The sequence below is a fragment of the Paenibacillus sp. J22R98 genome, assembly GCF_059383835.1.
Genome location: NZ_JBXENW010000007.1, coordinates 292,395 through 305,174 on the forward strand (window position 1 = coordinate 292,395; position 12,780 = coordinate 305,174).

Genomic DNA, 12,780 nt, shown 5'->3' on the forward strand with positions numbered 1-12,780 from the left:
CCGGAAAGTCCGAGCAAGAGGCCAAGTATGATTTTCAGTAAAATCGCAACTTAATAAGGCACTTTCACGATAAATGTCACCGTATTCGGTTCATTAATGGCAAGGTTAATGGCACCTTTGTACTTATCGACAATGGACTTCACGATGTGCAGGCCAAGTCCGGAATGACTGCCCTTCTTCGACGTGTACCCTGCTTGGAATAACGGTTTATTCGCAAGCTCTTCTGCGCGCAAACAGGTGTTGCTTACGGCAAATTCATAATAACCGGTCTTCTGGGATGCCGCGATGTGAACCGAACGTTGGCCCTCCGCGTAATTGAGCACCTCATCAAACGCATTATCGATCAAATTTCCGAGCAGCCTTGTCATGTCAAGCGACTTCATCCCAAGCTCAAGCTTATTGATGTCATTGAAATCCGACTTGAATTCCACCTTGAGCAGTTCAGCCTGCAAGCCTTTCGCACGAATGAGCGCTGCAATGGCGGGATTGCCGATATCGATAATATCGTTTAATTCCCTGATCTCGCCGGTTAATTCAGCCGCGTACGACTTCAATTCCTCCGTCTTGCCAAGCTCTGCAAGCGCGTGAATGGTTTGTACATGATTCGCGAAATCATGTCGCTGGGAACGAATCGACTGGAACAGACCGTTTATTTCATCCAAATACGTTTCTTGCGCCTTACGAATCAGCTTATCTTGTGATTTGCGGTAAGCAGAGACGAACAGATAGACCAGAATCAAGCTAATTACCGTCACGATGCCGATAATGATTGCAATATTGACGAATTGCTTATCCAGGGTATGTTGAATGATCGCATAATCCGATACAAGCGAGATAACATAGCGATTAAGCGGTTCACCGTTTTCATCCAGCATACTGGCTGATTTATTCGTTATATCTACCGGAATAAACAGCTTGATTACATGCTTGCCGTTAATGACAGCATTCTGATAGACCTTTATGTTCTTCTCATTCGCCAATTTTACGTTAGCCAAATCATCAGGATTCGTAAACTTATACGTTCCATTGATGATCGGATTTTGCGTCATGTGCTGCAGAACCTCGCCATTATCGGTAATGGTTGTTTTCTCGCCGTCACCAAAGGTTTCCGGGTTAATGATCGTAATTTCGCTTAACGATTTATTCTCTTTGAGCGTCTGCGAGATGAGCTTATCGACGCCGGTCGCATCATCGTAATCATGCTGTCTGCTGTCGTAGCTGATGTAAGGATCGATCATATAATTGGTTGTGCCGTCGTAATAGTAACCCCATTTCTGAATGGAGCTGGTTTCCGTCGTGGCAAACTCAAATGGACCTGTCCAATAATTCGTCAAGTGCTGGCCCCAATCAATCGTAACCCTATGCTCATCGAACAATTGGTTAAAGGCCTGGTACCAGGGTTTCCATGTATTTGTCTTGTATCCGATCTGTTTAGGACTGGACGATTTATAGAGGATGATGTTGTCCTTGGTTCGTTTGAGCAACGTGATACCCACCATATCCAGCTTCTTGGAAAGCTCTACCAGTTGTGAGTTGGATACTTTCTCAACATCCGGATTTAGTGCAAATTGAGTAGCGATCGAGGCGGCACGAAGCTCACGTCCGATTTGCTCTTGATATTTCTCTGCGCCGCCCCGGGACAGCTCAATGGAAATTTCAATTTGCTTTGCAACGGATTCCATTTCGTGTTCTAGGCCAGCTTCCAATGAATCTTTGGTTGTAAAATAATAGATGGTATTATTGACGCCAAGTAATAACGCGATTAATAAAATGGCAAGAAGCCACGCATTTCGCCGCATTTCGACAGACTCTCCGATCAAATTCGATATTTCCTTCAATTATCTACGATTTCATAGAGAGTGACAATGAAAGAATTGAACAATAATGGGTGTAACGTACTAAATATGGAGGCTTTTAACGCTAAAAAAGCGGCTCAGCACATGAAAGTCCATGCTGACACCGCTTCTTTTAGGAAGAAAGTCTTTTGAAAAATGCTAGAAGCGCCCATTTGCGCTCTTGTCGTTTCTTGTAACGAGGCAATGCACGGTAGAGTGTCCCGCATTCCACCAGCGTTTGCTTCGCATCCTCCGTTCTTCCCAGCTGCGTATAGAGCAGAGCCAGCTTATAGTAAGCTTCGATGGAAGAAGAATGTATGGCACGGAAGGATTGCAAATGTCCGATTGCCTTCTCCGGATTGGTTTTGGCATAAATCGCAGCTAACCGCAAGTAAGGCGTCCCGTATTTGACTCTCGGATTAATCGACAGCGCATTGCCGATTGCCGCTTCGGCTGCATCCGTTTCACTAAGGTGAATAAGCGAAGCGCCTAAATCATCCCAGAATTCCGCGGAATGCTCCAGCGCATCCTGCAGCGGCATCAGCCATTCCTTCGCTTCTTTATATCGTTTGCGTTCAATCAGCAATCGCGCGAGCTCGTGCTTGGCCGGAATATCGTTTGGATTCATAATGATTTGTTGGCGCAGCCGTCTGATCGTACTGAATCTGCGCAGCGGCTTCACGAAACTCGGCGTGAGTCCGATGAATCTGCGGTCCAGTACATAGAGTAGGGCTAGTAGGACAAGAACAGCAAGAAACGGACTGCCCGTCAGCCACCATATTAAGCCGAAAAGTAAGATTTTAACCATATTTCCTCCTGCTAACCATGATAAGGTTTATTGCTGTCATCATTGTACACGATTGGCCTAGATATCAGATAGTGGAAATTCTATTCCCTCTTGCAGAGCAGCTCCGGTGCGCCGTACACTATGAAGTAGATAAGGACAGCGAAGAGGATGAGGCGACAATGATGATGGAGCAATTGCGAGAAACGCTGCCGTTATGGGTACATGCAAGCCGGCTGCATGCCAGCGAAGGACAAGTGGCCTCTTATATACCGGAGCTAGCCAAAGCACCAGCGGATGCGCTAGGTGTTACGATTATGGGTGCCGGCGGAGAGACGATCAGTGCCGGAGAGACTGATTTCCCGTTTACCATGCAGAGTATTTCGAAGGTATTCACACTGCTCCTGGCTCTTATGGATAACGGGGAGGACGGCGTGTTTGCCAAAGTTGGCATGGAACCGACCGGAGACGATTTCAACTCGATGCTGAAGCTTGAGCTTGTTGAACCGGGCAAACCGTTCAATCCGCTTATCAATGCCGGGGCAATTGCAATCAGTTCATTGATTCACGGCGATACGCCCGCTGCCAAGACGCAGCGTATTCTGGCCTTCTTCGAGGAAGCGGCAGGCGGTACGTCTTTGTCTGTCAACGAGGATGTCTTTCGCTCCGAATCGGCAACGGCGCATCGAAATCGCTCGCTCGCTTATTTCCTCAAGGATAACGAAGTGCTCGGCGAAGAAATTGACGTTGAAGATGTGCTCCGCGTCTACTTCCAGCATTGCTCCATCGAAGTCAGCTGTAATCAGCTTGCACGAATGGCTCTGCTTCTGGCCTTCGACGGTTTCGACCCCTTGGCGGGAAAACAAATCGTACCGAAGCGTTATGTGCAGATCGCCAAAACGTTCATGATTATGTGCGGCATGTACAACGCATCCGGTGAATTCGCGATTAAAGTCGGTATCCCGGCAAAAAGCGGCGTGTCCGGCGGCATACTTGCCCTCGTTCCCGGCAAGTACGGCATCGGCGTCATCGGCCCGGCACTCGGTACGAAAGGAAACAGCACAGCAGGTGTTCACTTGCTGGAAACAATGTCGGCAGAACTTGATTGGCGGATATTCTAAGTAGCGGAATGAGAAAAGAGGCTGAACTTGGTGGGAAGCTCCACCTGTTCAGCCTCTTTCATATAGATGTGATGCAATTAACCTACGTGCATCATCATTTCCAGTTGTTTATTGCCTTCTTCACCGGCAATCGGTGCCGGTTTGCGAAGCAATAAGCCCAGTGCAGCGCCGAAGATCGCGATGAACGTCAAGATCAGGAACGTATCTCCGAATGAGAGGGAATAAGCTTCAAGCTCACTCTTAGCTGTCGGTCCGTAGAACACCATGCGTTTTGCAAGAATGGTTGCCAAACCTGCCACTGCAAATGAAGTCATGATTTGCTGCGCAGCATTCGTAAGCGAAGTTACGCGGCTGACGAGATCACGCGGCGCGGATTGCATCAGATGCGTATTCAAAGGCATCATCGACATCCCCATACCTGCTCCGAGCAAGGCCAGCGGACCCATAATCATCATTTTGCCGGATTCTGCATCCACATGGGAGAAGATGTACGCCGCTACTGTTACGAGCAGCATCCCGGCAAATACTAGCGGTCTTGCACCGATCTTATCGTAGAGCATCCCGCCGATTGGCATGAACAAAGCTGCGGCGATCGCTTGCGGAAGCATAATAAGTCCTGTGTCGAATGCACTGTAATGCTGTGCTTGCTGCAGGAACAGCGGAACTAGGAACATCGTGCCGAACAATGCGATTTGGGAAATCCATTGCACGACAATCCCTTTCGTGAAGTCCATGGAACGGAAGACACGAAGCTCAAGCAGTGGATCTTTACGTCTGAGTTCAACGATAACGAACAAGATAAGGGCTACTGCTCCAACAACAATACCGATAATCGTCTTCGACGCCGTCCAGCTTGTCGCGCCTTCACTAACACCGTACGAAAGACCCGCGAAAGCGATTGGTGCCAAGAGGAATCCAAACTTATCGAGTGCGGCTACAGCCTGACGCTCAATGCGCGGCAAAGTGCGAATACCAAGGAATACGCCGAATACACCGATTGGAATGTTGATCAAGAACAACCATTTCCAGCTGACATAGTCTACCAGATAACCGGCAAGTACAGGTCCAAGCGCCGGAGCAAGAAGGATCGGAATCCCCATCATGCCCATTACCGCGCCAACCTTCTCCGGTGGGCTAAGACGATAAATGAACGCCATCGCAACCGGAAGCACCATACCTCCGCCGACCCCTTGAACGATACGGAAAATAATCAAGGTTTCAACAGATGTTGCCAACGCGCAAAGCAGTGAGCCTACCGTAAATAGGACTACGGATGTTAGAAATACTTGCTTCGCGCCAAAACGGTCAGACAACCATCCGGCAAGCGGGATGACCGCTGCTTGTGCCAGTGCATACCCTGTAACGGTCCAGGACACGACCTGATACGTCGTGTTAAACTCTTTAAGCAAACCCGGAAGCGCCACGTTAACGGCTGTTCCGTCCAGCACGACCATGAAAATCCCGATAATAATTGCTGCCAGCGGCCCTAATATTTTCCGAATGGAAAACGGCTCTTCGCTCTTTGCAGCTGATATTGCTTGTGCAGACATCGTACTCTCCAGCTCCCTTTACCCGTCCTATGCTCCTTCCGATCCTCGCACTTGCATTGACCCTTCTAAGGGAGAGGAGTACAATGAAGGCATTGGAACCTAGTTCGGAACATCTCGGTTTTTTATAAATGGACAATTGTCCGCTTTAAATACAGCTTACCTAACGCTACGCACATTGTCAATGAAAGACAATGTGAACTTTTTTCAATTTCAGGAGGTTCATGGCATATGCAGCAACGGAGCGAACGAAAGGACGCCGCCAGACACCGAGAGCTTATACTCGATACAGCCTCCCAGCTGTTTCATGAACATGGTGTGGAAAGCGTCAGCATGCATCAGATTGCCAAGTGCGCCGGCGTCGGGCAAGGTACATTATACAGACGTTATTCCTCTAAGGCCGAGCTTTGCATGGAACTTCTCACGGATCGCTTCGAGCGATTTGCATCCAACATTTCCGCTTATCTCGCGCTTGAGGCGCAGCTGCCCGTACGCGAGCGAATGGAAACGTTCTTATCGCGCTGGATTGATTTTATCGCAACTGAAATGCAGTGGTTCAATGCGATTCAGCCGGATGCCTGGTGTTCGGATGATCGGGATAACATGGTCAACTCGCCGCCTTTTCAATTCGTGACGGGCGTGCTGAAGAATCTGCTTGATGAAGCTGTTGCATCCGGCTTGGCCCCTAACGTGGATACCGAGTTCGCGGCCTTCCATATTACGATCTCCATGAGTCCGATTGCGTTTCTCTACTTCACCGACGATCGCGGACAGACAACGGAACAGATGAAGGCGAAGTACATTTCTTATTACAGTAGCCTATTCCTCGGGCGATAATGCAATCAAGGTGAAACGGCTGTCGCCATCCTGTAGGTGGAGAAGCGCGTTTCATTCCGGTGAAATATACGAAAGTGTAAGGTGAAACTTATACTTTCGTATATTTGCAAAAAGGACGCTGACGCGCAATTCCCTTGTAGGTAAGGGGTTGCTCGCCAGCGTCCTTTATTTGGTTGAATGGTTAAGTTTTATTTCGCTATCGCTATAGCTGACCCAAAATCGGCTTGTTCGGCAAATAATGCTGAGACTTAATGTATCGGATCGTGCGGGTTTTCACGCGCATGACGATGGAATGGGTTTCGGCCCGCTGATCCGGCAGCATGGAGACACCGCCAAGAAACTCGCCCGGCGTGACGCCTGTAGCAGCGAAGATGACATCGTCATTGCCGATCATATCCTCCATATGCAGCAGCTTACGCGGATTGGAAAGTCCCATGGCCCTGCAGCGCTCTTCCTGCTCTTCATTCAGGGGCATGAGCCGGCCTTGAATCTCGCCGCCAAGGCATTTGAGCGCGGCAGCGGCAAGCACTCCCTCCGGCGCGCCGCCAGAGCCGACATACAGGTCGATGCCGGCTTCAGGAAATGCCGGGGCAATCGCGCCTGCAACGTCGCCGTCCGACAGAAACTTGATGCGGACGCCAACCTCTCGAAGCGAGCGGATCAGCTCCGCGTGGCGCTCGCGGTCAAGGATCATAACCGTTAGGTCCGAAACTTGCTTGTGAAGCGCAAGCGCCGCTTTCTCCACGGTCGTGCGGATGGGATCCTCCAGCTTCAGCTTTCCGGCAAGCGCCGGACCAACGGCAAGCTTCTCCATGTACATATCCGGTGCATGCAGCAGCCGACCTTTCGGAGCGACGGCGATGACAGCCATCGCGTTGTTGAGTCCTCTCGCTACGAGCTCCGTCCCTTCCAGCGGATCCACCGCCACATCCACCTCCGGCCCCTGTAGGCTGCCGACTACTTCACCAATGTAGAGCATTGGCGCTTCATCCATCTCGCCTTCCCCAATGACGACCGTCCCTCGAATCGAGACGGAATCCAACATACCACGCATCGCATTCGTCGCCGCTTCATCGGCGCGATGCTTGTCTCCTCGACCCATCCAAGGAGCAGCAGCAAGGGCCGCCAGCTCCGTTACGCGTACAATTTCAAGTGCCAGTTCCCGCTCCATCGTACATCTGCCTCCTCAGTTTGCTTGCTGCAGCCAACCAATAATGATGCCCGCTGTTTCTTCAATCGCTTTCTCGGTGACATCGATAATCGGACAGTTTAACGCATTCATAATCGATTGCGCGTAGGCCAGCTCTGCGTCGATGCGCTCTGAGGATGCGTATTTCGCGGAGAAGGGGAGTCCCATCGCTTTAAGCCGTTCGGTTCGTATTCCGGAAAGCTTCTCCGGCTGCATCGTTAACCCTACGACGAGCCTTTTGCCTCGATAAAGTTCCTGCGGTACCTTCACTTCCGGCACGAGAGGCAAGTTGGCGACCCGAATGCCTTTATGGGCTAGATAAATGCTTAGCGGTGTTTTCGACGTTCGGGATACGCCGACAATGACAACCTCTGCGAGCAGCAGCCCTTTGGTGTCCTTGCCGTCATCGTATTTCACCGCGAATTCAATCGCTTCAATGCGGCGGTAATAATCATCATCGAGCGTATGAAGCAGGCCTGGTTGTCGTTTCGGTGAATCATTGAACGTATCGATAAACGCTTGCATCATCGGTCCCAATACATCGATGGCGCGCACGCCTTTAAGCAGCGCTTCCTCTCTCATCGTTTCACGGAGCTCCGGCTGCACCAGTGTATAGGCGATGAATCCGCCAGCACCGGCTGCATCTCCGACAATGTGGACGATTTCGTCCTCCGTCTTGATGTGGCCGCACCGAATCAATTTCACATCTTCAAAAGCGAATTGCCGCATCGCCGCCTTCACGACCGCTTCCGCCGTTTCCCCAACTGCATCCGAGCAAATATAAATCGGCTGCACACGTTTCCCCGAGCTCCCCACGTCCTGCCTCCTTATCCCTGCCTGTCCGATTCCAGCTCCATCATCCAGCGGAGGATATTCGTTTTGCTGATCCACCCAACGACCTCATATCGATTCGCCGGCTGTTCTTCACCTGAAACTACCGGTAAACCGTCCAGCTCCTGTACAAGCATTTTCTTCACCGCGTCCATCAGCGGATGATTGGCTTGCACGGCTGCAATAGCCGGCAAACGCGACATCGCCATACTTACCGGAATCGAGGCGGCATTGCTGCTGCCAAGAGTGATTTTGAGCAAATCCTTCGGCGTCACTACGCCTACAAAATGCCGGTTCTCATCCACGACGGTGAGCACCTCGGCATTGCCCATGAATAAGGTAATGACAGCATCATGGACGGATGCGGTCTCCGCCACACTGATCGGCAGCCCCTGCACATCCTTCACATACGCGTCTTCCCAGCGCTTGAGCACTTGCTCTCTTCCCTGTGCCGCCGTCCCCGGAAAATACCCCACTCTCGGCTTCGCCTCCAAGAGTCGCAGCATCACGAGCAGCGATAAATCCGCGCGCAGCGTCGGTTTCCCCGTCCCCAGCATCTCTGCAAGCTGATCGCCCGTAATCGGCGCATGCAGCTTCACGAGCTTTAAGATTTCGACTTGCCTTGCCGTTAACGTGATGCCAACCACCTCATTCATGCGTCCTTATTTGATAATTAATGTATCACATTGGTTCATTAGTACACAATATATATTTGGCTATTTTTGGTTGTTTCGACTTTTGTCCCCGCACCTGTCATGGGGCGACAAATACCCGCCCATTTTTTCAATATACCGCACCACTACAGGCGCCTGATCATAATATAATTTGACTGTATCCCTTAACCTTGTTAAACCATAAAAACCCGAGCAAGGAGGGGTGACAAACATCAATGGGTAGCGACCAGAAGAGCAAGTTCTTATTAACTCATCGTGAACGCGAGGTTTTCGAGCTGCTTGTGCAGGATAAAACCACAAGGGATATCGCACAGCAACTGTTCATCAGCGAGAAAACTGTTCGAAACCACATCTCCAACGTCATGCAGAAGTTGAACGTTAAAGGTCGTTCACAAGCGGTTGTCGAGCTTATAAAGCTTGGGGAATTAAAGATTTGACCAAAATCACCGCATACCTTGCTCAGCCTTCTGGCAATGCTTCCGAATTTATTCGGAAACGTTTGCGAGAAGGTTTTTTGACGTTTATGGGGCAGCTTGGGAGCTGAGAAGCGGATTTCCGACTCTCGGCTTCTTTTTGCAGCATTTTCGGTGCCGAGAGACTGGTTTTCCGACTCTCAGTGATCGCGCGAAGGTTGGATGGGTTAATTTTGGTTTTGGTTGCTGAGAGTTCCATTTCCGAACGCTCAGCTGCTGTAATATGCGATTTCGGCGGTGAGAGTTCCATTTTGGAACGCTCAGCAGCTGCGCGAAGGTTAGTTGGGGGCGTTTGCTTGCTGAGAGTTCCATTTCCGAACTCTAGCTGCTACAATAATTTCGGCGGTGAGAGTTCCATTCTGGAACGCTCAGTGGCCGCGCGGAGGTTGTTGGGGGCTCTCATCGTCCGCCCCGAGCTGGGGGCGATAGTCTATTGAGCAATAACGAAAAAACCGCAGCCCAGTCGCGAAATCGCGACCGGGCCGCAGGCCCACTCAAGCGCCTATCGGCGCCAATACACTTCGTGCGCGTAGCGATACTGCGCAGGCGGCTTCGGTGCGCGGATCGCGAATGCGCCGCTCGGCTCATACGCGAACGGCGTTTCGCCTTGCGCATACGATGCGCTTTTGCGTCGTTCGATGCAATCCAGCAGCAGATGCTGCTTGAGGGACAGATACTCCAGCGTGTGCGGGCCGAATTCGGCTTCGATTTCGCCGGGGCGGAATTCGTAGTAGACCGTGCGGCGCAGCGGGTTGCCGTCACCTGCAGGTGAGCCGTGCAGCACCTCGATATTGTGGAAGATCACATCTCCGGGCTGCATCGGAACCGGGATCGCATCCTCCGTCGTGAAGCCAGGCTGCTTGCAGCGTTTGTCCGCTTCTTCTTTGCTCCACTTATTGCTCCCCGGGATCACCCATAAGCAGGTTTGCATATCCGCCTCATCCAAATAGAAATCCACATTGAATATCGGCCGCGTATCTGTACAGCCTTCCGGTACCGCCGCATCGCGATGCCAGGGGACGATAATGCCTTCATTCGGCGCTTTCAGCACCATGGAATCCCAGGTTGCGATGAAGTTGCGGCCCTGCAGCTTCTCCACGGAACGAAGGATAAACGGATGACCTAGCAGCACCTTCATCGGATCGCTTTTTGCAATGACATATTCGACACGTTTAAAGATCGATTGGCCTGATTTCACACCAATTCCGTACATGAAATCCGGGTCATCATCTACGCCTGCCGCGCCTTTCTCATAAAGCGCTTGCATTTCAGACTGCACCAACTTCAATTCTTCGCCTACAACCACATTCCGAATGACAAGAAAACCGTTTTCCAAGAAAAACTGCGCCTGTTCCTCCGTTATACAATCCTGCGCCGCTGCATCGACGAAAGGAATTTCCACCTTGATCGTGCCCATATTTGTTCCACTCCCTCATGGATAATAAGTGCTTCTGAGCTAAGTATAAGGGATATGGACGGAAGGTGTATGTAGTTGAAAGTAACAAAGAGGTTGCAGAAATCACACGATATTGCGATAGTAATCTTGAATAGTCAACACCTACTCTAACGCCTCAGAGGTGATCCCGACCCGTATGACCACGAATATGCCGCCCAAAATCCCTTACTATCATCACGCACTGCCCGAGCATGTAGCAGGTTTGTATTTTCATCCCCCCTATATCACACTCGCCCATCTGTTTCACGCGCCGCAGCACTGGGATATCGCAAGAAGGATGCTGAACAACTATCAGTTCCAATATGTCGTTGAAGGTGCCGCCGAATATCGCATCGAGGATCGAACTTACATTACACGGCGCGGCGATCTGATCTACCACTCCCCGTCACAGGCACATGAGGTCCATACGATTCCAGGGGAAAAATATATTTGCATCTCCATCCTATTCGACTTCGGAGAAACGGGCTATCCCGTTGAGCGGATGCTTGGCGAGGAGCGTTACTTAGGTAACTTCGCTGGGCATGATATCGAGAAGAAGCTCACGCAGCTGATTACGCATTATCATCAGCCCGGATTGACGCATCATACGCAGTGTCAGAGTCTGCTGATGAGCATTTTGGCCGATCTGTCGGGTATTAAGCAGGAACAGGAAACGAAGACCGAGGGTCAGCAGAAGATTAAGACGAAAATGGTGCTCATCCGAAATTACATTGCCAATCGCTTTAACGAGAACATTCAGCATAGTGAGCTCGAAGCTATGTCGGGGCTCAGCCGCAATTATATTATCATCAAATTCCGTGATGCATTCGGCATTACGCCCTTCGAGTATTTAACACGCGTTCGAATCGAACGGGCTAAAGAGCTCGCCATTCAAACGAATATGTCGATCGGAGAAATCGCTAATGCCGTGGGTTATGCAGATGTGCATACGTTCGGGCGGATGTTTAAGAATAAGATGGGCACAAGCTTCAGCCAGTTTTGTTCCTCCATGGTAACTTAGCGTAATGAAGAGGAACAGCCAATCACGTCAAAGAACGTGAATTGGCTGCTGCTTAATTGCTCATAGTAACTAGTAATAAATCCTCGTTTAAGCTCTGCAGTCAAAGGGTCGAAACTCCGGTTTAAGAACCGGATCTATGCGGGAATACGCGGTCCACCATGGCATTAAATTCAGCGATAAAGCCTTGAATTGGATGCCCAAGCTTCACATCGCTCATGTAAGCGTCCATGCGATCGAAGAAATCCGGATTCGCCGAAACGTACACGTTCTTCACTTGCGGCGCCATTTGTTTCACTTCATTGGCAATTCGGTCCTTCAGGCCGCCGGCCACATCAGCATCCCGCGTCATACGGCTCGGAGCACTAGGAACCGTTGGTGCAGGATTAGTGTTATACACCCGCAGCATGTTCGGACCGGTAGCAATTGCACTGATCTTCGTATCCAACGATTTTGTAGTCATGTTTGGACGCTGGTACGCTCGCTGCGTACGACTGAGCGGAGTCGGTGCAGAAGGAACATTCATGGCACGCGTGCCCATGCCCTTCATATCGGCGGTGTCCTTCAGCGATACGCCAACATAGGCGTTGTCATCAGTCAGCATCACATACGCCTTATTCACTTCAGGCAATCGTTCCAGCCGATCTGAGATTTCCTGACTCATTTCCAGCCTGTAGTTCTTGTGAAGACCGATAATATTATTACTGTTTAACCGGTGTCCGTCCACACGATTCATTTCGTTCATTTGATCGTTTGCAAATCTGGAATGGATGATTCGGTTGCCATTCATGTCATAAGCAATACTGTTATTACGGATATTGCGGTTGCCGAGATCCCCTTGTTTATCCATACAGCCTGTCAGTATCGTCGTCAACATCGCGCCGGCTGCGAGCACTGCCAATTTTCGCTGCATTCCATCTCATCCTCCGTTTCGTATGAACCGTTTGATGCGGCCCACATATAGGGTTAGCCGAACGGGGATGAGCTATGCTGGCAAGTTTTTAGGTAGCTGTCACGCACCGGGACCGCTTCAAGC

Annotated in this window: 12 protein-coding genes; 4 read left to right on the top strand and 8 right to left on the bottom strand. The window is 50.5% G+C overall.

All coding sequences use genetic code 11. The features are described 5' to 3' along the window. Positions 1-50 precede the first annotated feature (50 nt). Together AC50Y3_RS20700 and AC50Y3_RS20705 are read right to left on the bottom strand one after the other, a co-directional pair. Positions 51-1,799, bottom strand: a complete 1,749-nt coding sequence (locus AC50Y3_RS20700; RefSeq protein WP_494820619.1) for a sensor histidine kinase — start codon at positions 1,797-1,799, stop codon at positions 51-53. A gap of 169 nt (positions 1,800-1,968) precedes the next feature. Beyond that, entirely contained in the window at positions 1,969-2,643 is a 675-nt protein-coding gene (locus tag AC50Y3_RS20705; protein ID WP_494820620.1) for a tetratricopeptide repeat protein, read from the bottom strand. A gap of 158 nt (positions 2,644-2,801) precedes the next feature. Between AC50Y3_RS20705 and glsA the strand changes: the two genes are divergently transcribed. Continuing rightward, a complete protein-coding gene (glsA, locus tag AC50Y3_RS20710) occupies positions 2,802-3,740 on the top strand; it encodes a glutaminase A (RefSeq protein WP_494820621.1) in 939 nt (312 codons plus the stop codon). A 77-nt stretch (positions 3,741-3,817) separates the two neighbouring features. On the opposite strand, the gene AC50Y3_RS20715 is transcribed toward glsA, so the two are convergent. Continuing rightward, positions 3,818-5,290, bottom strand: coding sequence for a DHA2 family efflux MFS transporter permease subunit (locus AC50Y3_RS20715; RefSeq protein WP_494820622.1), 1,473 nt, complete (start codon positions 5,288-5,290; stop codon positions 3,818-3,820). A 228-nt stretch (positions 5,291-5,518) separates the two neighbouring features. On the opposite strand from AC50Y3_RS20715, the gene AC50Y3_RS20720 reads away from it, so the two are divergent. Beyond that, positions 5,519-6,124 (top strand): TetR/AcrR family transcriptional regulator, encoded by a 606-nt coding sequence (locus tag AC50Y3_RS20720; protein WP_494820623.1) that lies wholly within the window; start codon positions 5,519-5,521, stop codon positions 6,122-6,124. 202 nt (positions 6,125-6,326) lie between these two features. Here AC50Y3_RS20720 and glpX read toward each other — a convergent pair whose 3' ends face one another. Genes glpX through AC50Y3_RS20735 form a run of 3 tightly spaced genes read right to left on the bottom strand, consistent with a single transcriptional unit; the run spans position 6,327 to position 8,800 of the window. Then, positions 6,327-7,295, bottom strand: a complete 969-nt coding sequence (gene glpX, locus AC50Y3_RS20725; protein WP_494820624.1) for a class II fructose-bisphosphatase — start codon at positions 7,293-7,295, stop codon at positions 6,327-6,329. Positions 7,296-7,310: 15 nt separating this feature from the next. Then, on the bottom strand, positions 7,311-8,129 hold the full coding sequence (locus tag AC50Y3_RS20730; protein WP_494820625.1) for a pyruvate, water dikinase regulatory protein: 819 nt from the start codon (positions 8,127-8,129) through the stop codon (positions 7,311-7,313). Between the two features lie 11 nt (positions 8,130-8,140). Beyond that, complete coding sequence (locus tag AC50Y3_RS20735) at positions 8,141-8,800, bottom strand: CBS domain-containing protein (RefSeq protein ID WP_494820626.1); 660 nt, start codon at positions 8,798-8,800, stop codon at positions 8,141-8,143. Between the two features lie 233 nt (positions 8,801-9,033). Here AC50Y3_RS20735 and AC50Y3_RS20740 point away from each other — a divergent pair, with 233 nt between their 5' ends. Next, on the top strand, positions 9,034-9,255 hold the full coding sequence (locus AC50Y3_RS20740) for a helix-turn-helix domain-containing protein (protein WP_090641524.1): 222 nt from the start codon (positions 9,034-9,036) through the stop codon (positions 9,253-9,255). Positions 9,256-9,793: 538 nt separating this feature from the next. On the opposite strand, the gene AC50Y3_RS20745 is transcribed toward AC50Y3_RS20740, so the two are convergent. Further along, positions 9,794-10,708 carry a phytanoyl-CoA dioxygenase family protein gene (locus tag AC50Y3_RS20745; RefSeq protein WP_494820627.1) on the bottom strand — a complete coding sequence of 305 codons (915 nt, stop codon included), beginning with the start codon at positions 10,706-10,708 and terminating at the stop codon, positions 9,794-9,796. A gap of 175 nt (positions 10,709-10,883) precedes the next feature. Between AC50Y3_RS20745 and AC50Y3_RS20750 the strand changes: the two genes are divergently transcribed. Further along, entirely contained in the window at positions 10,884-11,747 is an 864-nt protein-coding gene (locus AC50Y3_RS20750) for a helix-turn-helix transcriptional regulator (protein ID WP_494820628.1), read from the top strand. A 121-nt stretch (positions 11,748-11,868) separates the two neighbouring features. Here the strand turns inward: AC50Y3_RS20750 and AC50Y3_RS20755 are convergent, their stop codons facing one another. Then, entirely contained in the window at positions 11,869-12,657 is a 789-nt protein-coding gene (locus AC50Y3_RS20755) for a YhcN/YlaJ family sporulation lipoprotein (protein WP_494820629.1), read from the bottom strand. Between the last annotated feature and the right edge of the window lie 123 nt (positions 12,658-12,780).

Excerpts from the sequence above, each read along its gene's own strand:
- AC50Y3_RS20700 (WP_494820619.1), bottom strand. The coding sequence starts at position 1,799 with ATGCGGCGAAATGCGTGGCTTCTTGCCATTTTATTAATCGCGTTATTA.
- AC50Y3_RS20705 (WP_494820620.1), bottom strand. The coding sequence starts at position 2,643 with ATGGTTAAAATCTTACTTTTCGGCTTAATATGGTGGCTGACGGGCAGT.
- glsA (WP_494820621.1), top strand. The coding sequence starts at position 2,802 with ATGATGATGGAGCAATTGCGAGAAACGCTGCCGTTATGGGTACATGCA.
- AC50Y3_RS20715 (WP_494820622.1), bottom strand. The coding sequence starts at position 5,290 with ATGTCTGCACAAGCAATATCAGCTGCAAAGAGCGAAGAGCCGTTTTCC.
- AC50Y3_RS20720 (WP_494820623.1), top strand. The coding sequence starts at position 5,519 with ATGCAGCAACGGAGCGAACGAAAGGACGCCGCCAGACACCGAGAGCTT.
- glpX (WP_494820624.1), bottom strand. The coding sequence starts at position 7,295 with ATGGAGCGGGAACTGGCACTTGAAATTGTACGCGTAACGGAGCTGGCG.
- AC50Y3_RS20735 (WP_494820626.1), bottom strand. The coding sequence starts at position 8,800 with ATGAATGAGGTGGTTGGCATCACGTTAACGGCAAGGCAAGTCGAAATC.
- AC50Y3_RS20740 (WP_090641524.1), top strand. The coding sequence starts at position 9,034 with ATGGGTAGCGACCAGAAGAGCAAGTTCTTATTAACTCATCGTGAACGC.
- AC50Y3_RS20745 (WP_494820627.1), bottom strand. The coding sequence starts at position 10,708 with ATGGGCACGATCAAGGTGGAAATTCCTTTCGTCGATGCAGCGGCGCAG.
- AC50Y3_RS20750 (WP_494820628.1), top strand. The coding sequence starts at position 10,884 with ATGACCACGAATATGCCGCCCAAAATCCCTTACTATCATCACGCACTG.
- AC50Y3_RS20755 (WP_494820629.1), bottom strand. The coding sequence starts at position 12,657 with ATGCAGCGAAAATTGGCAGTGCTCGCAGCCGGCGCGATGTTGACGACG.